Origin of the sequence: Bradyrhizobium sp. 172, assembly GCF_023101065.1 — a bacterium.
GTDB classification, from domain to species: Bacteria; Pseudomonadota; Alphaproteobacteria; order Rhizobiales; family Xanthobacteraceae; genus Bradyrhizobium; species Bradyrhizobium canariense_D.
In genome coordinates this window covers 1,847,788-1,867,757 of sequence record NZ_CP064701.1, presented here as the reverse complement: position 1 = coordinate 1,867,757, position 19,970 = coordinate 1,847,788, and the positions used below count along the sequence as shown (strand labels likewise).

The 19,970-nt window shown below is 64.3% G+C and carries 17 protein-coding genes and 2 pseudogenes; 7 read left to right on the top strand and 12 right to left on the bottom strand.

Annotated features, from left to right (window positions below):
* Positions 1-95: 95 nt before the first annotated feature.
* On the top strand, positions 96-980 hold the full coding sequence (locus IVB07_RS08895; protein ID WP_018454048.1) for a Ku protein: 885 nt from the start codon (positions 96-98) through the stop codon (positions 978-980).
* Between the two features lie 144 nt (positions 981-1,124).
* Here the strand turns inward: IVB07_RS08895 and IVB07_RS08890 are convergent, their stop codons facing one another.
* The 6 genes from IVB07_RS08890 to IVB07_RS08865 all read right to left on the bottom strand — a co-directional run bounded on the left by IVB07_RS08890 (position 1,125) and on the right by IVB07_RS08865 (position 9,273).
* On the bottom strand, positions 1,125-1,814 hold the full coding sequence (locus tag IVB07_RS08890; RefSeq protein ID WP_018454047.1) for a response regulator transcription factor: 690 nt from the start codon (positions 1,812-1,814) through the stop codon (positions 1,125-1,127).
* Positions 1,811-4,534: a sensor histidine kinase KdpD gene (locus tag IVB07_RS08885; protein WP_247767615.1), complete on the bottom strand. Its 2,724-nt coding sequence runs from the start codon at positions 4,532-4,534 to the stop codon at positions 1,811-1,813. The genes IVB07_RS08890 and IVB07_RS08885 overlap by 4 nt, the downstream gene beginning before the upstream one ends.
* Positions 4,535-4,571: 37 nt before the next feature.
* Positions 4,572-5,174, bottom strand: a complete 603-nt coding sequence (locus IVB07_RS08880) for a K(+)-transporting ATPase subunit C (RefSeq protein ID WP_018454045.1) — start codon at positions 5,172-5,174, stop codon at positions 4,572-4,574.
* A 110-nt stretch (positions 5,175-5,284) separates the two neighbouring features.
* Entirely contained in the window at positions 5,285-7,399 is a 2,115-nt protein-coding gene (gene kdpB / locus IVB07_RS08875; RefSeq protein WP_247767614.1) for a potassium-transporting ATPase subunit KdpB, read from the bottom strand.
* 49 nt (positions 7,400-7,448) lie between these two features.
* Entirely contained in the window at positions 7,449-9,152 is a 1,704-nt protein-coding gene (gene kdpA, locus IVB07_RS08870; protein WP_026232658.1) for a potassium-transporting ATPase subunit KdpA, read from the bottom strand.
* Between the two features lie 31 nt (positions 9,153-9,183).
* Positions 9,184-9,273: a K(+)-transporting ATPase subunit F gene (locus IVB07_RS08865; protein WP_018454042.1), complete on the bottom strand. Its 90-nt coding sequence runs from the start codon at positions 9,271-9,273 to the stop codon at positions 9,184-9,186.
* A 488-nt stretch (positions 9,274-9,761) separates the two neighbouring features.
* Here IVB07_RS08865 and IVB07_RS08860 point away from each other — a divergent pair.
* From IVB07_RS08860 to IVB07_RS08850, 3 genes and pseudogenes are all read left to right on the top strand, one after another.
* Positions 9,762-10,226: pseudogene (locus IVB07_RS08860) on the top strand (hypothetical protein).
* Between the two features lie 214 nt (positions 10,227-10,440).
* Complete coding sequence (gene upp, locus IVB07_RS08855; protein WP_018454040.1) at positions 10,441-11,076, top strand: uracil phosphoribosyltransferase; 636 nt, start codon at positions 10,441-10,443, stop codon at positions 11,074-11,076.
* A 33-nt stretch (positions 11,077-11,109) separates the two neighbouring features.
* Complete coding sequence (locus IVB07_RS08850; protein WP_247767613.1) at positions 11,110-12,693, top strand: AMP-binding protein; 1,584 nt, start codon at positions 11,110-11,112, stop codon at positions 12,691-12,693.
* A gap of 69 nt (positions 12,694-12,762) precedes the next feature.
* Here the strand turns inward: IVB07_RS08850 and IVB07_RS08845 are convergent, their stop codons facing one another.
* Complete coding sequence (locus IVB07_RS08845; protein ID WP_007613843.1) at positions 12,763-13,929, bottom strand: acyl-CoA dehydrogenase family protein; 1,167 nt, start codon at positions 13,927-13,929, stop codon at positions 12,763-12,765.
* Positions 13,930-14,108: 179 nt separating this feature from the next.
* Here IVB07_RS08845 and IVB07_RS08840 point away from each other — a divergent pair, with 179 nt between their 5' ends.
* Together IVB07_RS08840 and IVB07_RS08835 are read left to right on the top strand one after the other, a co-directional pair.
* On the top strand, positions 14,109-14,612 hold the full coding sequence (locus IVB07_RS08840; RefSeq protein WP_018454038.1) for a MaoC/PaaZ C-terminal domain-containing protein: 504 nt from the start codon (positions 14,109-14,111) through the stop codon (positions 14,610-14,612).
* Positions 14,612-15,463 (top strand): CoA ester lyase, encoded by an 852-nt coding sequence (locus tag IVB07_RS08835; protein WP_026232655.1) that lies wholly within the window; start codon positions 14,612-14,614, stop codon positions 15,461-15,463. The genes IVB07_RS08840 and IVB07_RS08835 overlap by 1 nt, the downstream gene beginning before the upstream one ends.
* Before the next feature lie 188 nt (positions 15,464-15,651).
* On the opposite strand, the pseudogene IVB07_RS08830 reads toward IVB07_RS08835, so the two are convergent.
* Positions 15,652-16,450 (bottom strand): annotated as a pseudogene (locus IVB07_RS08830) (fumarylacetoacetate hydrolase family protein).
* Between the two features lie 198 nt (positions 16,451-16,648).
* On the opposite strand from IVB07_RS08830, the gene IVB07_RS08825 reads away from it, so the two are divergent.
* Positions 16,649-17,548: a LysR substrate-binding domain-containing protein gene (locus IVB07_RS08825; RefSeq protein WP_018454035.1), complete on the top strand. Its 900-nt coding sequence runs from the start codon at positions 16,649-16,651 to the stop codon at positions 17,546-17,548.
* Positions 17,549-17,653: 105 nt separating this feature from the next.
* Here the strand turns inward: IVB07_RS08825 and IVB07_RS08820 are convergent, their stop codons facing one another.
* The 4 genes from IVB07_RS08820 to IVB07_RS08810 all read right to left on the bottom strand — a co-directional run bounded on the left by IVB07_RS08820 (position 17,654) and on the right by IVB07_RS08810 (position 19,849).
* Positions 17,654-18,766 carry a trypsin-like peptidase domain-containing protein gene (locus IVB07_RS08820; protein WP_018454034.1) on the bottom strand — a complete coding sequence of 371 codons (1,113 nt, stop codon included), beginning with the start codon at positions 18,764-18,766 and terminating at the stop codon, positions 17,654-17,656.
* A gap of 27 nt (positions 18,767-18,793) precedes the next feature.
* Positions 18,794-18,919 (bottom strand): hypothetical protein, encoded by a 126-nt coding sequence (locus IVB07_RS40410; RefSeq protein WP_018454033.1) that lies wholly within the window; start codon positions 18,917-18,919, stop codon positions 18,794-18,796.
* Positions 18,919-19,254, bottom strand: a complete 336-nt coding sequence (locus IVB07_RS08815) for a hypothetical protein (protein WP_018454032.1) — start codon at positions 19,252-19,254, stop codon at positions 18,919-18,921. Before IVB07_RS08815 ends, IVB07_RS40410 begins: the two co-directional genes overlap by 1 nt.
* Before the next feature lie 133 nt (positions 19,255-19,387).
* Positions 19,388-19,849, bottom strand: coding sequence for an Hsp20 family protein (locus IVB07_RS08810; RefSeq protein ID WP_018454031.1), 462 nt, complete (start codon positions 19,847-19,849; stop codon positions 19,388-19,390).
* Positions 19,850-19,970: the final 121 nt, after the last annotated feature.

Here is a 19,970-nt window from a genome sequence, read left to right as displayed (position 1 = left end):
GGCGTGAAGCCTATCACGGCCCGCATCCCACCCGGAACCAAAACCCCGCGGGACGGTTGGGGTTCCAAAATGACTCGCAGACGCTGGAGAACGGAATGGCACCGCGCGCCTATTGGAAGGGAACGTTGAAGCTCTCGCTGGTCAGTTGCCCCGTTGTGCTTTATCCGGCGACCACCGCGGCCGAGAAGACGCGGTTTCACATGATCAACCGGGAGACCGGCAACCGGTTGAAGCAGCAGATGATCGACGCCGAGACCGGCGACGTCGTCGAGAGCGACCAGAAGGGGCGCGGCTACGAGCTGCGCAAGGGCAAATATGTCGAGATCGAGCCGGAGGAGCTCGAAGCGGTCCAGATCGAGAGCAACCACACCATCGACATCGAGAGCTTTGTGCCGAGCGACGAGATCGACCAGCGCTATCTCAACCACCCCTACTACATCGCGCCCGACGGCAAGGCCGCGGTCGATGCTTTTGCCGTGATCCGCGACGCCATGAAGGACCAGGATCGCGTCGCGCTCGCCAAGATCGTGCTCACCAATCGCGAGCACATCATCGCGATCGAGCCGCTCGGCAAGGGCCTGCTCGGCACCACGCTGCGCTTCCCCTACGAACTGCGCGACGAGGACCAGTTCTTCGACGACATCAAGAGCCCGAAGATCACCAAGGACATGGTTGAGCTCGCCGGCCATATCCTCCAGACCAAGACCTCCCATTTCGATCCCAGCAAGTTCAAGGACGACTACGAGACCGCGCTGAAGGCCCTGGTGAAGCGCAAGGCCAGCGGCAAGACAATCGAACTGCCGGAGCCCGAGGAGAAGCCGAGCAATGTGGTCAGCCTGATGGATGCGCTGAAGCAGAGCTTGAAGGGACGCGGCGGGAAGAAGACGGCGGCGAAGTCCCATGCGCGCCGGGCGTCGGGGCGAACGGGCGCCGCGAAGAAGACGCATCGGTCGACAGCGCGGCAGAGGAAGGCGGGTTAGCTCTCCACCGCGCACCTCACTCTCTTCCCTCAAGGTGAGGAGGCGCGAAGCGCCGTCTCGAACCATGCAGGCCTCGCTGCAACAGTCGGGACCTTCATCCTTCGAGACGCGCGTTCCGCGCTCCTCAGGATGAGGGATGCAGCGTCAATCCCCCGCCTTCAGCCGATAGCCGATCCCCGTCTCCGTCAGCACATGTTGCGGCCGTTCCGGATCCGCTTCGATCTTTTGCCGGAGCTGGCGGACATAGACGCGGAGATATTGCGCGTCGGTCAGCTCGTCCCATAACTCCCTCAGCAGGAAGCGGTGGGTGAGCACCTTGCCGGCGTGCTGCACCAGCACACGCAGGAGGTCATATTCCTTCGGCGACAGTTTGACGTCGCGCTCGCCGACCCTGACGACCCGGCGCACCAGATCGACCGAGAGATCGCCGGCACGAAACACCGGCCGTTCGCCCTGGATCTGAAGCTGGTGGCGCAGCGCGGCGCGCAGGCGCGCCAGCAGCTCGTCCATGCCGAACGGCTTCGTCAGGTAATCGTCGGCACCCAGATCCAGCGCCTGCACCTTGCCGGCCTCATCGCCACGGCTCGACAGCACCACGATCGGCACAGCTTCGTTGCGGGCGCGGATGGTACGCAACAGCTCATGGCCCTGGATGTCGGGCAGGCCGAGATCGAGGATGATCAGCGCGGGATCCTCGCTGAGCTTCTCCAGCGCGGTCTTGCCGTTCGACGCCTCCAGGATCTCATAGCCTTGCGTCGAGAGCCCCATCCGCAGCAATTTGCGGATCGGCGGCTCGTCGTCGATGACCAGCACTTTGATCGGGGCGGCGCTCATGCGGCGGTATCCAATGCACGGGTCCGGGCGGGAATGGGCAGACGGATGGTCAGAACCGCGCCGCTCCGGTCGCTGCGATTCGCCGCCGAGATCGTGCCACGCATCGCCTCGACGAAGCCGCGGGAGATGGCGAGCCCGAGCCCGGTGCCGGGACGGACATGGTCGCCCTTCTGCACGCGATAAAACTTGTCGAACACCCTCTCGAGCTCCTCAGACGGAATGCCGTCGCCCTCGTCGGCAATCTGGAGCACCACATGATCGCTGTCGCGCCGGCTGCGGATCGAGACCGTCGCGTGGGGCTGCGAATATTTGGCGGCGTTGTCGAGCAGGTTGAACAGCACCTGCTCGAACAGCACCGCATCGAGCTGGAGCATAGGAAGGTCTGCGGCCAACTCCAGCTCCACCTTGTGGGCGGTGAGGATCTTGGCTGCCCGCCGGAGCGCGCTGCCGACGATCTCTCCGAGATCGTGCAACGCAGCGTTGGGCACGATGGCGCCGGATTCGAGCTTGGTCATGTCGAGCAGATTGGCGATGAAGCGGTTGAGCCGTTCGGATTCGTCGATGACCGTCGCGAGCAGGTCGCGATTCTCGGTGTCGGAGAGCGCGCTGGCGAGATCGCGCATGGTCGAGGCCGCACCCAGCACGGATGCGAGCGGCGTCTTCAGGTCGTGTGAAATCGAGGTCAACAATGCGGAACGCAGCCGCTCGGATTCGACGGAGCGCTTGACGCGATCGACGTCCTCGACCAGCAGCACGCGTTCGATCGCCAGCGCGCCCTGGTCGACCAGCGCGTCGAGCAGCCGGCGCTGGTCCGGCGTCAGCAAGGGACCGGTGCGGTCGTTGTCGATTCCGATGACCCCGATCGGGCCGCGCCCGGTGCGCATCGGCAGGAATAGCCGTTTTGCACCAGGCAGCGTGTCCGAGCCGCGGCCTGCAGGCCGGTCATTGCTCCAGGCCCAGTTGGCGGCCGCAAGGTCGGCCTGATCGAGATCGTCCTCGGGCGGATAGCCCGACTGCACCGTGAGCAGCCCTTCGTCCGGCAACAGCAGCACCACGCGGACTTTCAGCATCAGCGCGATCTGGTAGGCGGTCGCCCACAGCACGTCGTCGAGCGTGCCGGTGCCGGCGAGCTTGCGGCTGAAAGCATAGAGCTGCTCGGTGGTCCGGATGCGGCCGATCGCAGCATCAGCCTGGGTGCGGACCCGCCCCGCCACATTCGACACCACGAACGCAATCAGCATGAAGAAAAAGAACGCCGCGACATTGGTCGGATCGGCAATGGTGAAGGTATAGACCGGCGGCAGGAAGAAGAAATTGTAGGCGAGGGACGCCGCGACACTCGCAAGCAACGACGGCCACAATCCGTAGCGCACGGCAACCGTCACCACGGCGGTCAGAAACATCAGGTCGACGTTCTCAATGCCGAAATACGGCTTGATCGCCACGGCGGCAGCGAGGCCAAGCGCGGTGATCCCGACCGCCTTCAGATAGGGCCGCCCATCGAACGGGTCCGATCGCGTTGCGGTCTGTACCGCCGTCTTCGGCGGCGGCTCGTTCGTGAATTCGTCGCCAGGGATGACATGCACGCTGATGTTACCGGCGCGGCGCACCAGATCGCGCACGACGGAGCCGCGCGTCATCTCGAACCAGAGCGAGCGCGTGGACTTTCCGATCACGATCTGGGTGACGTTGTTGCCCTGCGCGAAGTTGACCACGTCGTCGGCGAGGCGGCGGCCGACGCCCGGAATCGTCAGTGCCTCGCCGCCGAGCGATTCCGCGAGCCGCAGCGTATCGGCGAGCCGGTCGCGCTCCTCATCGGACATTTGCAGGGACCGCCGCGTCTCGATCGACACCGCGATAAACGGCGCGTGCAGCCGATCGGCCAGCCGCTTGGTGTAACGCACGAGGCTGGCCGCGCGCGGATCTTCGCTGATGCAGACGAGGATGCGCTCGCCTGCGGCCCAGGGACCGGCGATCGCGTTCGCCTGCATGTGGCTGAGTAGCTGCTCGTCGACCCGTTCGGCCGTGCGCCGCAGCGCGAGTTCACGCAGCGCGGTCAGGTTGCCCGGCGAGAAATAATGCTCCAGCGCCCGCTCGGCCTGCCTGGGGACATAGACCTTGCCTTCCTTCAGGCGCTGGATCAGGTCGTCGGGCGTGAGGTCGATCAGCTCGATGGCGTCTGCGCGGTCGAACACCGAATCCGGCACGGTCTCGCGCACCCGCACATGGGTGATCTGCGCGACAACGTCGTTCAGGCTCTCGATGTGCTGGATATTGACGGCGGTGTAGACGTCGATGCCGTGGGACAGCAGCTCCTCGACATCGAGATGGCGTTTTGGATGGCGACAAAGGGGAGCATTGGTGTGGGCGAGCTCGTCGACCAGCGCGATTTTCGGGCGGCGCGCGATCACGGCGTCGAGATCCATTTCTTCGACAATCTGGCCGCGGTAGTCGAGCTTCTTGCGCGGGATCACTTCCAGCCCACGCACCAGCGCCTCTGTCTCGGCCCGGCCATGGGTCTCGACGAAGCCGACCACGAGGTCGATGCCGGCCTTGCGCTTGGCGTGGGCGCTTTGCAGCATCTCGTAGGTCTTGCCGACGCCGGGAGCGGCGCCGACGAAGATTTTCAGCTTGCCGCTCACGCCCTCCTCCCGGCGCGCGGCCTCCAGCAGCGCCTCGGGCGAAGGACGTTGTTCGGGATCGCGGCGCTCTCGGACCATCAGATCAATATAATCATCCGCGCGGACCCAGCCTAGACTACTTCGTGGCACGATCGAGCGCGAGATTCAGAGTCAGCACGTTGACCCGGGGCTCGCCGATCAGGCCGAGCAGGCGGCCCTGGGTGTTGGAAGCCACCAGTTGCTTGACCTGATCCTCCGGCACGTTTCGCGCCTTCGCGACGCGCGGCACCTGGAATTGCGCCGCTTCCGGCGAGATATCCGGATCGAGGCCACTGGCTGAGGTCGTCACGAGGTCGACCGGCACGGCGGCATTCGGATTCTCGCCCCTGAGCTTGTCCACGTCTTCCTGCAGCCGGTCGGCCAGCGCCTTGCTGGTCGGGCCGAGATTTGAGCCACCCGAATTCGCGGCGTTGTAGGGCGCCGGTACCGTCTTGGTCGAATCGTTCGGATTCGGCGCCACCGTCGCCGAGGGACGGCCGTGGAAATATTTGTCGTCCTTGAACTCCTGCCCGATCAGGGCGGAGCCGACCACCTTGCCGTCGCGCTCGATCAGGCTGCCCTGCGCCTGCGCGGGGAAGATCGCGCCGGCAATAGCGGTCATCGCGAGCGGATAGGCTAAGCCAGTGATGGCGGTGAGCACCAGCAGCAGGACGATGGCGGGGCGGATTTCTCTGAGCATGTGTTTCTCCTATTTCTTTCGTCATTGCGAGGGGCGAAGCGACGAAGCAATCCAGTCTCTCAGCCGCGGCAAGAATTCTGGATTGCTTCGCTTCGCTCGCAATGACGGGGTTAGGCCAAATGCAAAGCGGTCACCACGAGGTCGATCGCCTTGATGCCGATGAAGGGAATGACGATTCCGCCGAGGCCGTAGATCAGCAGGTTGCGCCGGAGCAGTGCGCCGGCCCCGACCGCGCGATAGGCGACGCCCTTCAGCGCCAGCGGGATCAGCGCGATGATAACAAGCGCGTTGAAGATGATCGCCGACAGGATGGCGCTCTGCGGGCTCGACAGATTCATGATGTTGAGCACATTGAGCTGGGGGTAGAACGCCAGGAACATCGCCGGGATTATCGCGAAATATTTCGCGACGTCGTTGGCGATCGAGAATGTAGTCAGCGCGCCGCGCGTCATCAGGAGCTGCTTGCCGATCTCGACCACCTCGATCAGCTTGGTCGGATTGGAGTCGAGGTCGACCATGTTGCCGGCCTCGCGAGCCGCCTGGGTGCCCGTGTTCATGGCGACACCGACATCTGCCTGCGCGAGCGCCGGCGCATCGTTGGTGCCGTCGCCGCACATCGCCACCAACTTACCCTTGGCCTGCTCGTCGCGGATCAGCTTGAGCTTGTCCTCGGGAGTTGCCTGCGCCAGGAAGTCGTCGACGCCGGCTTCCGCTGCAATCGCGGCCGCCGTCATGGGATTGTCGCCGGTAATCATGACGGTGCGGATGCCCATGCGTCGCAGCTCGGCAAAGCGCTCGCGGATACCGCCCTTGACGATGTCCTTGAGCTGGATGATGCCGAGCAGCTTGCCGTCCCGGGCGACCGCCAGCGGCGTGCCGCCGGCCTTCGATATGTCGTCGGCGATGGTCTGAATCTCGCGGCCGATGTCCGAGAGCCCGGCGGGCTGGATGGAACGAGCCGTGTTGCCGGAGGCGACCACCAGCGGTCTACCGCCACCGACATAGTTGAGGATCGCATCGACCGCGCCCTTACGCACCGACGAGCCGCCGGCGTCGACGCCGCTCATGCGGGTCAGCGCCGTGAACGGGATGAAGGTGGCTCCCAACTCGGCCATGTCGCGGCCACGGATACTGTATTTTTCCTTGGCCAGCACCACGATCGAACGGCCCTCCGGGGTCTCGTCGGCGAGCGAGGCGAGCTGGGCCGCGTCCGCCAGCTCCTGCTCGGTGACCCCGCGCACCGGGCGAAAGGAGGTCGCCTGGCGGTTGCCGAGCGTGATCGTTCCGGTCTTGTCGAGCAGTAGCGTGTCGACGTCTCCGGCGGCCTCGACCGCACGGCCGGACATCGCCAGCACGTTGAAGCGGACCAGACGGTCCATGCCGGCGATGCCGATCGCCGACAGCAGTGCGCCGATCGTGGTCGGGATCAGCGTCACGAACAGCGCGACCAGCACAACCACCGAGATCGAGCCGCCGGCATAGGCCGCGTAGCTCGGGATGGTGACGGTGGCGAACACGAAGATGATGGTGAGGCCCGCCAGCAGGATGTTGAGCGCGATCTCGTTCGGAGTCTTCGCCCGCTCGGCGCCCTCGACCAGCTTGATCATACGGTCGACGAAGGTCGAGCCCTGCGCTGCCGTGATCCGCACGCGAAACCAGTCGGACAGCACCTGGGTGCCGCCGGTCACCGCCGAACGGTCGCCACCGGATTCGCGGATCACGGGTGCGGACTCGCCGGTGATGGCGGCCTCGTTGACGGACGCGACGCCCTCGATCACCTCGCCATCGGAGGGAATGGTATCGCCGGCCTCGACCAGCACGATGTCGCCGACCTTGAGGCTGGTGCCGGGCACCAACTTGAAGGTGCGGTCAGAGCCGGTCAGTAGCTTGGCCTGGCTCTCGGTGCGGGTCTTGCGCAGCGATTCCGCCTGCGCCTTGCCGCGGCCTTCGGCCACCGCTTCGGCGAAGTTGGCAAACAGCACCGTGAACCAGAGCCAGACGATGATCTGGAAGGTGAAGCCGAGATTCTCACCGGCGGTGAGGAGATCGCGCAGGAAGATCACAGTGGTGAGCGCGGCCACGATCTCGACCACAAACATCACCGGATTCTTGATCATCAAGCGCGGATCGAGCTTGATGAAGGACGCGCGGATCGCATGCACGACGATCTTGGGATCGAGCATCGCCGAGACGGACGCGCGTTTTTGCAGTTTCGTGGTATCCATGGAGGTCCCTCCAAACAATCAGAAGGCGGTCGATCAGAACACTAGTCGTTCAGAACACCTGGCCGGCGTTCATCGCGAGATGCTCGACGATGGGGCCGAGGGCGAGGGCCGGGAAGAAGGTGAGGCCGCCGATGATCAGGATCACGCCGACGACGAGGCCGACGAACAGCCCGCCCGTGGTCGGGAGGGTGCCCGCGGACGGCGGGATCGATTTCTTGGCGGCCAGCGAACCCGCGATCGCCATCGCCGGGATGATCATGAAGAAGCGGCCGACGAACATCGCGCTTGCGAGCGTGAGATTGTAGAAGAAGGTGTTGCCGGTAAGGCCCGCGAATGCCGAGCCGTTGTTGCCGGTCGCCGAGGTGAAGGCATAGAGCACCTCGGTGAAGCCATGCGGCCCGGCATTCGCCATCGAGGCGACCGCCGCCGGATAGACCACGCCGACCGCGGTCCATCCCAGATACATCAGCGGCAGCACCAGGATCGCGAGCATCGCCATCTTCACTTCGCGCGCCTCGATCTTCTTGCCGACATACTCCGGCGTGCGGCCGACCATCAGGCCTGCCACGAAGATCGCGAGCACGACGAACAGCAGCATGCCATAAAGGCCGGCGCCGACGCCGCCGACGATGATTTCGCCGAGCTGCATATTGATCAGGGGAATCATGCCGCCGAGCGCCGTGAAGCTGTCATGCATGGCGTTGACCGCGCCACAGGAGGCGGCCGTCGTGATCACGGCGAACAGGGAGGACGCGATGATGCCGAAGCGAACCTCCTTGCCTTCCATGTTGCCGCCGGTCAGGCCGAGCGCGTGCAGGGTCGAAGTACCGTTGGCCTCCGCCCAATAGGTGATGACGACACCGGCGACGAACAGCACGCCCATCACGGACAGGATCGACCAGCCCTGGCGCTCGTTGCCGACCATGCGACCGAACACGTTGGTCAGCGCCGCACCTAGCACGAAGATCGACAGCATCTGCACGAAGTTCGACAGCGCGGTTGGATTTTCGAACGGATGCGCCGCATTGGCGTTGAAGAAGCCGCCGCCATTGGTGCCGAGCATCTTGATCGCGACCTGGGAGGCGACCGGGCCGACCGCGATGGTTTGCTTGGCACCCTCGAGCGTGGTGGCCTCGACATAGTCACCGAGCGTCTGCGGGATGCCCTGCCAGACCAGGAACAGCGTATAGACAATACCGATTGGCAACAGCACATAGAGGCTGCAGCGGGTGACGTCGACCCAAAAATTTCCGACGGTGCGCGCCGACGCGCGCGAGAAGCCGCGGATCAGGGCGACCGCCAGCGCGATGCCGGTTGCCGCCGACAAGAAGTTCTGGTGCGTCAAGCCGAGCATCTGCACGAGATAGGACAGCGTGCTCTCTCCACCGTAATTCTGCCAGTTGGTGTTGGTGATGAAGGAGATCGCGGTGTTGAAGGAGAGATCCGCGGCGACAGCGCTTTGGCCGGCCGGATTGAACGGCAGGACGGCCTGCAACCGCATCACGCCGTAGATGATGAGGAAGCCGCCGACATGGAACAACAGCATGGCGACCGTATAGGTCAGCCAATGCTGCTCGCGCTTCTCGTCGACGCCGGAGAACCGGTAGATGCCGGCCTCGATCGGACGCAGCACCGGAGACAGGAAGGTCCGCTCGCCGTTGAACACGCGCGTCATGTACCAGCCGAGCGGTTTTGTGAGCGCGACGGTAATGACGCAAAAGAGAATGATCTGGAGCCAACCGATCATAGTCATGATATCAACCCTTCAGGCTTCGTGAGCACGGTCAGAACCGCTCGGGCCGCAGCAGCGCGTAAGTGAGGTAGAACAGGAGGCCGAGCGAAACGGCGCCGGCGAGCGAATAATCGAAGATCATGGCCGCTCCTTCAAAGCCGTTCGCAGGCGTAGGTGTAGCCAATCGCAAGGGCGAAGAAGCCGAAGCCCAGCGCCAGCATCAGAATGTCCATGATGGAGATACTCCTCGTTGCGCCATTGATTTGGACGCAACCGTTTCTCGGGAGACCCGGTCGGCGCGTGAAAGGAAATGCCAGTGCATTTCCACCGCGCCCACCGGGACCTTTGACCGTGCTGAAGTGCCACCCCAGGCATAGGTTTTCGAGACGAGGGCCGTGGCGAAGTTATAGGAATCTCATAAAAGGCCGAGGCTGGCCTGGTCGGACAACGCTCGCGAGGCACATCACATCGTCGTCCCGGCGAAGGCGGAGAATGGCGCGCGACCGCCCCCATCCCGCACTTATGAAATCCCTATATCTCCCGCCCCGCCCCCATCTCGTTTTCAAATGCCGTTTTGGCCATCTTGGAGAGGCCCGCCGACTGACCGACGCCACCTCCAGGAGGCCTGACATGACCACCGCCGCTCTCCGACACTACGATCCACCGTCACTTGGCAACCGCTTGCGCAATGCGCAGGTGATGACGCAACCGTTGATGCTCGAGATCATCGACAAGGCGTGTCGGCACTTCCCTTCGCTCGGACAGATCGAGCCCACCGCGCGCGTCACGCGCCTGATCGAAGCAGAGGCCTGGGCCGATGCCGCGCACTGATGGAGCTGGAGCTGCCGCTCTGGCAAGTCCGCCGCATCGCCTATGACGAGGGTGAATGGCATTGCGCTCTCTCGCGCGAGCGCGAATTGCCGGACTGGCTCGACGCCGCGGTCGAGGCGCGCTACTCCTCTCGCGCTCGCACTGCTGTCGGCTTTCATCGAGGGTCGGGCATTGGCCCTGGAAGTTTCGCGTCCGAGTGTTCCCGCTGTTCGCCCCGCGCCTGACCCGCTCTACGAGCCGGTAGGCTGCGAAAATTTCGGCTAGTGGGCGCGGTCCTGACGCTCGTCATCACACTCGTGGCGCGCGGGCTCGGAGCATAAACCGTCACGCCCATCGACCGCGAATTGACCATGGCTGCCTACGGGGCGAGCAACCGGCTCCGCAGCGCGGTCGCGACGCCCGGCTGAGGGCACGTCTCCCGCACCAAAAACACTCGGCCGATCTGGCGCAGTTTCACGGAACCGTGTAGATCGGTTTCATGAGCATCAGCAACGTCAACGTGGTCGCCCATCCCCTGGTCCAGCACAAGCTCTCCCTGATGCGGGAGAAGGACCGCTCGACCAAGAGCTTTCGCGAAATCCTGAACGAGATCGGGATGCTGCTCGGCTACGAGGTGACGCGCGACCTGCCGCTGGAGCTGGTCGAGATCGAGACGCCGATTGCGCCGATGCGGGCGCCCAAGATCGCCGGCAAGAAGCTCACGCTGGCGCCGATCCTGCGCGCCGGCGTCGGCTTCCTCGACGGCATGCTGGCGTTGATGCCCTCGGCGCGCATCGCTCATATCGGGCTCTACCGCGATCCTGATACGTTGCAGGCCGTGGAGTATTACTTCAAGGCGCCGCAGGACCTGTCGGATCGCACCGTGATCCTGATGGACCCCATGCTGGCGACCGGCAATTCGGCCTGTGCCGGCGCATCGCTGCTGAAGGCGCGCGGCGCCCGCGACATCCGCTTCGTCTGCCTTCTGGCCGCGCCTGAGGGCATCGCGCAGTTCCAGAGCGAGCATCCGGACGTGCCGGTCTGGACCGCCGCGATCGACGAGCGGCTCAACGACCACGGCTACATCGTGCCGGGGCTGGGCGACGCCGGCGACCGGATGTTCGGCACCAAGTAGACAGGTGCGCGCGATCGGGTTAGTTCGATTGCCATGGGCGCCAACGAATTTTCGCAGCAATCGCTGATCCGGGCCGAGGCCGCCGCCGATCCCGCCTTCGTGTTCGACGGCACGCCGGTCTCGCGCGCGGAGTTCTCGGAAAAGATCGAGCAGACCGCCGCTTGGCTTGCCGCGCAGGGTATCGGCAAGGGCGACGTCGTTGCGGTCTGGCTGGTCAACCGAATCGAATGGATCGCACTGCTGTTCGCCGCCGCCCGGCGTGGGGCAATCGTCGCCGCCGTCAATACACGCTACCGCAGCGCGGAGGTCGCGCATCTCCTGAAGCTGTCCGGCGCCCGTGTGATGGTGATCGAAGCCGCGTTCCGCTCGATCGACTTTGCCGCTATTCTCGCCGACGTCGCCAAGGACGAGGTGCCCGCGCTGCGAGAACTCGCGGTGGTCGGCGCGGATGAGATTCCCGCCCAATGGCCATGCGTACGTTTCGACGCCTTCGACAAGCCTTATCCGCCGGCTACGCCGGAGGAGGAGGACGTCGATCTGCCTCTGCTGCTCTACACGACGTCGGGCACCACCAAGGGACCGAAGCTTGTCGCGCATTCACAGCGAACATTGGCCACGCACGCCGCCGCCGTTGCCAAGGCGCTCAAACTCTCGCCGCAGCGCCATGCGCTGCTGGCGATGCTGCCGTTCTGCGGCACTTTTGGCATGACGAGCTTGCTCGGCTTCGTCGCAGCGGGCGCGGCCGTCCATGCGCTCGACGCCTTCGAGGCCGCGCCGGCGCTAAAGATTCTCCGCAAGTGCGGGATCACGCACGCCTTTGGTTCCGACGAGATGTTCCGCCGCATCCTCGCCCTCACCGACGCGCCGCATCCATTTCCGCATCTCGAGGCATGCGGCTTTGCCGCGTTCCAGCCCGGCTGGCGCGAGCTTGCGGCGGAGGCCGAAGCGCGCGGCATGCGGTTGCACGGCCTCTACGGTTCGAGCGAGGTGCAGGCGCTGTTCTCGATCGCACGCTCGAGTGATGGCTTCGCCGATCGCATCGAGGGCGGCGGCTGGCCGATGTCGCCGGAGGCCAAGGTCCGGGTGCGCGACACCGAGACCGGCGAACTCGCCCCTCGCGGCGTCTCCGGCGAGATCGAGATCCGTGCGCCATCACTCTTTCTCGGCTACTACAACAATCCCGACGCGACGCGCGACGCCTTCACCGCGGACGGCTTCTTCCGCACCGGCGATATCGGCCAGCTGCGCGGCGACGGCTCCTTCGTCTACGAAACCCGCGCGGGCGACGCCATGCGGCTCGGCGGCTTCCTGGTTGCGCCCGGCGAGATCGAGGACGAACTCAAATCGTGCGCTGGCGTGGCCGACGCCCAGGTCGTCGCGGTCGATCTGAAGGGAAACGCCCGCTGCGTTGCCTTCGTGATCCCCGCCCAGCAACCCCACGAGCCGCCGCGGCAGGACGCGTTGATCGCCCGCCTGCGCGAGCGGCTCGCCGGCTACAAGGTCCCGGCGCGGATCTATGTCGTGGAGGCCTTCCCCGTCACCGACAGCGCCAACGGCGTCAAGATCCAGCGCGCCCGACTTCGGGCCATGGCGATGGAGCGGATCGCGGCCGAATAGCTCTGCCGTAGCGCGTCGCGGTGATCGGGCGCGAATATCGCGGCGCCCGGCAATGGTACGTGTTCGAGCTTAGTATGACTTGGCCAGTCCAAGCACCTTTTCCGCGATGAAGCTCAGCGCAAGCTGCGGGCTGACCGGCGCGATGCGCGGGATCAGAACTTCACGCAAGTAACGCTCGACGTGAAACTCCTTGGCATAGCCAAAACCGCCATGGGTCATCACCGCCTGCTCGCAGGCGTGATATCCGGCCTCACCCGCAATGTATTTCGCGGCATTGGCGGCGCCACCGCAAGGCATGCCCTTGTCGTATTGCCAGGCCGCCGACATCACCATCAACCAGGCCGCCTCGAGCTCGACCCAGTTTACAGCCAGCGGATGCTGAATGCCCTGGTTCTTGCCGATCGGCCGGTTGAACACCACGCGGGTCTTGGCGTATTCGGTCGCGCGCGACAGCGCGAGCTTGCCGAGGCCGACGGCTTCCGCGGCGATGAGAATGCGCTCGGGGTTCATGCCTTCGAGAATGTACTGGAAGCCTTTGCCCTCTTCGCCGATGCGATCCTCCATCGGGATTTCAAAGTCCTCGAAGAACAGCTCGTTGGAATCGACGACTTTGCGGCCCATCTTCTCGATCTCGTGGACCTTGATCCTGTTGCGGTCGAAGTCCGTATAGAACAGGCTCAGCCCATGCGTCGGCGAGCGCACGTCCTCCAGCGGCGTGGTGCGCGCCAGCAGCAGGATCTTGTGCGCGACCTGCGCGGTGGAGATCCACACCTTCTGGCCGTTGACGATATAGCGGTCGTTCTTGGCCACCGCTCGGGTCTTGAGCTGTGTGGTGTTGAGGCCGGTGTTGGGCTCGGTCACGGCAAAGCACGCCTTCTCGCGGCCCTCGACCATCGGCGGCAGCATGCGCTTGCGCTGTTCCTCGGTGCCGAACACGACCACGGGATTGAGACCGAACACGTTGATGTGCACCGCGGAGGCGCCGGACATGCCGGCGCCGGATTCCGCGATGGCGCGCATCATGATCGCGGCTTCGGTGATGCCGAGGCCGGAGCCGCCATATTCCTCCGGCACGCAGATGCCGAGCCAGCCGGCGTCCGCCATGGCCTTGTGAAAGTCGTGCGGGAAGCCGCCGTCGTGGTCCTTCTTCAGCCAATAGGCGTCGGGAAAGTCTTCGCAAACCTTTGCGACGGCGTCGCGAATGGCTTCCTGCTGAGCGGTGAGCGCGAAATCCATATTCTTGATCTCCTTCTTGGGAGAAGCGAACGCGCAATCTCCCCCTCGTCGCGTTCCCCACGCGAAGGCCGTGGCGGATTGGTGCGCCCGAACGTGCCTTCGCTTGCGTTCTTTAACTTGAAAAGCAGGGTACAGATACGTGAATTTCCCTATCAACTGTGTGTAGCATGCATAGGGTCATGCGGCGCGAGGATGCGAGCGCGCCGTTATTTCGCAGGGAGGAAACCGCGATGGCCGGACTTTATTTCGAGGAGTTTTCGGTGGGCCAGGAGTTCAGGCATCCCCTGACGCGGACCGTCACGGAGATGGATAACACCCTGTTCAGCCTGCTGACGCTCAATCCGCAGCCGCTGCACATCGACGCACATTTTTCGGCCCAGACCGAGTTCGGCCAGCGCATTTTCAACAGCCTTTACACCCTCGGCATCATGATCGGCATGACGGTCTATGATACGACCATGGGGACCACCGTTGCCAATCTCGGCATGACGGACGTCACTTTTCCGAAACCGGTCTTCCATGGCGATACGCTGCGGGCGACGACAAAGGTGCTTTCGTTGCGGGAATCCAAATCGCGCCCCAAGGCGGGCATCGTCGAGTTCGAGCACCACGCTCTCAACCAGAACGACGAGATCGTCGGCAAATGCCGCCGCATGGCGATGATGCACAAGAGGCCGGTCTGATGCGTTCGATGCTGTTCGTGCCGGGCGACTCCCCGCGCAAATTCGAGAAGGCCAGCGAAGGCAACGCCGACGCGCTGATCATCGATCTCGAAGATTCCGTCGTCACCGACAAGAAGCCGGAGGCGCGCGGGTTGACGCTGACGATGCTGAAGGGCCGCAACAAGCCCCACCAGCTCTATGTCCGCGTCAACGCGCTCGACACCGGCATGACGCTCGCCGACCTTGCCGCGGTGATTCCGGGCCAGCCCGACGGCATCGTGCTGCCGAAATCGCAGGGCGGCGACGACGTGCGACAGGTCGCGACCTGGCTGGAAGCTTTGGAAGCTGCGGCTGGTATCGCCATTGGCTCAACACGCATCGTCTGCGTCGCGACCGAAACCGCAGCTTCGATCTTCGGGCTCGGCAGCTACAAGGGCTGCTCTCCTCGCCTCGCGGGCCTGATGTGGGGCGCGGAAGATCTCTCGGCCTCGCTCGGCGCGACTGAGAAAGCGGCGGGCGGCGTGTTCCACAGCCCTTATCGTCTGGCCCGCGATCTCTGCCTGATGGCGGCCGCCGCGGCCGAGGTCGCGCCGATCGACACCGTCTTTACCGACATCGACAATCTCACCGGACTCGAACAGGAAACGCGCGCGGCGCGGCGTGACGGTTTTTCGGCGAAAGCGCTGATCCATCCCAAGCACGTCGACGTGGTCAACGCGGCGTTCGAGCCGACCGAGGCCGAGCGCAATTGGGCCGAGAAGGTGATCGCGGCGTTCGCGAGCAATCCGAACTCCGGCACGCTGCGCCTCGACGGCCAGATGATCGACAAGCCGCATCTTCGCGCCGCAAAGAAGATCCTCGGCCAGAGTTAGATCAGGACGCCGCGCTGCGACAGATGGGATCGAAGCCACTCTCAGCGTCGTCGTGGCCGGGCTTGTCCCGGCGATCCACGGGCTTCCACGCAACCGGCACCCAAAACGTGGATGCCCGGGACAAGCCCGGGCATGACGAAGCGAAAACGTCCGGCCCCTCACTTTCCGCAGGCGGGGAGAGGGGAGCGTTAGACGATCTTGATCGACATATCCGGCAAGCCGTCGAGCTTGCACAACAGCACGTCGCCCTTCACGACCGGGCCGACATTCTCCGGCGTGCCGGAATAGATGATGTCGCCGGCCTTGAGCTCGAACGCTTCCGACAGTTTTGCGATCTGCTCGGCCACGCTCCAGATCATCTTGCTGAGATCCGAGTTCTGCTTCACCGTCCCGTTGATCGCCAGCGAGATGGCGCCCTTGTCGAAATGCCCGGTCTTGCTGGCCGGGTGGATCGGACCGATCACCGCGGCGTGGTCAAAGCTCTTGCCGATCTCCCACGGCTTCTTCTCCGCGGCCATGCCGTTCTGGAGATCGCGCCGGGTCATGTCGAGGCCGAGCGCATAACCATAGACATGGTCGAGCGCCTTCTCGGCCGGGATGTTGCTGCCGCCGGATTTCAACGCGGCGACCAGTTCGACCTCGTGGTGATAGTTCTTGGTCAGCGACGGATAGGGATGATCGGCGACCTCGCCCACAGCGACGTTCTGGATCGCGTCGGTCGGCTTCTGGAAGAAGAACGGCGGCTCGCGGTTCGGGTCCGAGCCGCGCTCGATCGCGTGCGCCGCATAGTTGCGCCCGATGCAGTAGATGCGGCGGACCTGGAACGACCTGGGTTTCGCCGACGATCGGGATGGTGACCATCGGCACCGGAAAGATCGGCTTCGGCCCTGCCTGCGCCGCGGCCGGCGCAACTTCCGCGATTGAGGCAGCACTTGCCGCCGCGGCAATTGCGAGCAGTTCCCGTCGCGTTGCTGATGTCTCTTTCATGGTTGTGCTCCCTTTTTATGTTCGTTGGGCGCATCATGCGCGCCGAGCCGCCTGATAATCAATATTCAGTATGCCAGCAATGCTGGACCGGCAGGTCGTCTAATTGAGAACAGGCCGGCTGCAGCCGAGCCTTCCGAAACCCGCTCCCTTTCGCCCTAGCATGGAACTTGCATAAATTCTGGGCGACATGGACGCCGCATGAACCTCATCAGCCTCGATATCCGCATGCTCCGGTCGCTGATCTCCGTGGTCGAGACCGGCAGCATCACCGAGACCGCGCGGCGGCTGGGCCGCACTCAGCCGGCGATCACTCTGCAATTGCAGCGGCTGGAGGAGCTCACCGGCAAGCAATTGTTCGAGCATGTCGGGCGCCGGCTCACGCTGAGCGAGGACGGCACCACGGTTCTCACCTACGCCAAATCCATCCTGAGGTTGCATGACGAATTGATTTCGCAGCTGGCGTCACAGGAGATCGAGGGTCAGGTCGTGCTCGGCACGCCCGACCTCTATGCCGCCTTCATGCTGCCGCAGATCCTCAGCGTGTTCCGAAAATCATTCCCGCGCGTCCAGGTCGAGCTCAATTGCGCGCTCTCGACGCCGCTGGTGGGCCTCGTCAAGCGCGGCGATGTCGACATCGCGCTCGTCACCCGCATGAACGATTTTACGGGCGGCCAGGTGGTACGGCGCGAGCAACTGGTCTGGATGACCGGCGAGCAGTCCTCCGCGCACCAGGAACGGCCTATCCCGCTGGCGTTGCTGCCGCCCGGCAACATCTATCGCGACTACGCGATTGACACGCTGGAACGTGCGAATCTGCGCTGGCGCATCGCCTGCGTCAGCGAAAGCGTCGGCGGCCTCCAGGCGGCGGCCTTCGCCGGCATGGCCGTGACCGTACTCGGCCGCAGCGCGCTGGTGCCGGCGATGCGCGAGATCGGCCCGAACGAGGGCCTGCCGCCGCTGCCGAAGATCGAGCTGCTGCTTTACAAGTCGAGCGGCGCGACCTCGAAGGCGGCGACCGCCTTGCACGACTATCTCGCGCACTATCTGCGCCTCGACGAGGAGCTCAGCGGCCGCGGCGAGCCGATCGAGCTGGGATAAAGCCATCCGGACGTTCGCGCAGTGGTCGTCCCAAACTGCGTCCCGGGTCCACGATCGCAGACAAAGAGCGACCGGCTTGCTGCGGTGATATCCTCTTTGATTGGCCTAGCGAACGAGGCGGTTGCTTCCTGCATTGGCATTGCGCGGCTCGGTTGCTGGAGCCACTCGGACGAGGACCGTGAGCGGTGTGCCGTTGCGCAGCAGAGCGAGCTTCACCTCGTCGCCGACCCGCGCAAGACCAATGGTATTGCGCAGCTGCGCGGCGGTGCGGATCGGGCGGCCCTCCGCCGTGGTGACAATGTCGCCCTTGTGCAGGCCAGCCTTCTCGGCCGGCGAATCCGCGGCAACTTCGGCGATGAGCGCGCCTTCGGTGCGTCCCTTGTTGACGGACGGGTGGAGGTCCTTCAGCGAAATGCCGATGCGACCGCGCTCGACCCTGCCGGTGGCGATGATCTGCTCCATCACCTTGCGCGCCATGTTGACGGGAATGGCAAAGCCAATACCGACATTGCCGCCAGCGGGCGAGATGATGGCCGAATTTATGCCGACCAGTTCGCCCTGCAGGCTGACCAGCGCGCCGCCGGAATTGCCGGGATTGATAGCGGCGTCGGTCTGAATGAAGTCTTCATAACCCTGCTTGCCGAGGCCGGTTCGGCCTAGGGCGCTGACGAGGCCCGACGTCACCGTCTGGCCGAGGCCGAAGGGATTGCCGATCGCGAGCACGAAGTCCCCGACTTCCAGTGCGTCGCTGTCACCGAGGGGAAGCGCCTTCAGTCCGGTCGGATTCTGGATCTGGAGCACGGCGACGTCCGTCGGCGAGTCGCGGCCGACGACCTTTGCGGAAAACTGCCGGCCGTCCTTGGTCGTGATCTGGAGGGCGGAGGTGCCTTCGACCACGTGGTTGTTGGTCAGCACGTAGCCGCTCCGGGCATCGACGATCACGCCGGAGCCGGTCGCGCTGACTTCCTTCTCGATCTGCCTCGGAACGTCGAAGAATTCGCGGAACAGCGGGTCACGATAGAGCGGATTGTCCTCGCGTACCCGGCCGTGCACCGAGATGTTGACCACCGCCGGCGTCACCTGCCGAACCAGAGGCGCCAAAGTCGGCACCGAGCCGCCCGGCTTCAGATCGGGGATCTGGCCTGCGGCGGGATGTGACGCCGTCAGTATCAGCACCAGCAACGCAAGCGAGAACGAACGCATAGCAATCGTCTTCATGACCAGTCGCATCGTCTGAGATTGAAATCAGAGAGCCGCTTCACGTTTGTCTGGCGGCACGTCGAGCCAGCCTTGCAAGGCTAGAAATGGAATGGCCCAGGCCGCGGAGACCTGGCCGACCAGCACCAGAGCAAGAACGGCCTGCGTGAGCATCACGCGCCTCGCCGTTCTGCGGCGGCCCAAGGCCGCCGCAAGCGCATCGGGACGCCGCCGCCGCGCGGCGGGTCGTCGTCGTCATTGTCGCCGTCGAGCCGGCGCAGGGCCGCGAGAATATCGGCGAGCCGAATCGTACGGTTCATGCCGGGAATTTCACGCAAAGCGGGACAGGATTCGACGGCGTACATGTCGGACGCCCATGACGACAGAATGATCCGCTTCTCCGGCGTGGAGAGCTCCTTTGCATTCAGGACATCCGCGGGCGAACCGTAGTGAACCGCGGGATGAAACAGCGGGTTGAGATTTCCGGAATTCGTATTCACGTTTGTCATCGGTTGGGCCTCCCCTGACGCTCCTTTCGAAGGGATGGATGTGCTGATGATCGAATGGCCGTTCTCTCATGCATGTGGGAGCGCGGCGCGCATATCTGAGCGCCGCGTTCCACCATTCCCCTCGATCGAGCGCTTAGGCTGCTTTCTTCTGCTCGATCTGAGTTGCAGGAGAGGCCGCGCCCGCGATCTGGATCCGGCGCGGCTTCATCGCTTCCGGAACCTCACGGACGAGGTCGATGATCAAGAGGCCGTCCTGGAAGGACGCCTGCTTCACCTGGACATAATCGGCCAGGTTGAACACGCGCCGGAACGGCCGTGCGGCGATACCCTGGTACAGATATTCGCCCGTCGCACCTTCGGGCTTCTTGCCCTCGACGGTCAGCGCATTCTGTTCGGCCGTCACCGTGATATCGTTGACGCCAAAGCCCGCCACTGCGAGGCTGATCCGGTAGTGATCTTCGCCGGAGCGTTCGATGTTATAGGGGGGATAGTTGTCTTCGCTCGCCTGGCGCAGCGCGCTGTCGACGAGACCGGCCAGATGATCGAAGCCGACGGTGGAGCGCCACAGGGGCGCGAAGTCAAACGTGGTCCTCATAACCAAGTCCTCCAAAGAGCAAGATGGATACGAAGGAGCGCAGGACAGGGTTTTAGACGGGTCCAAAGACACCGACCCGGCGCCCGCTCCGGGCCCCTCGCGGGCACCCGGCACACCGCTC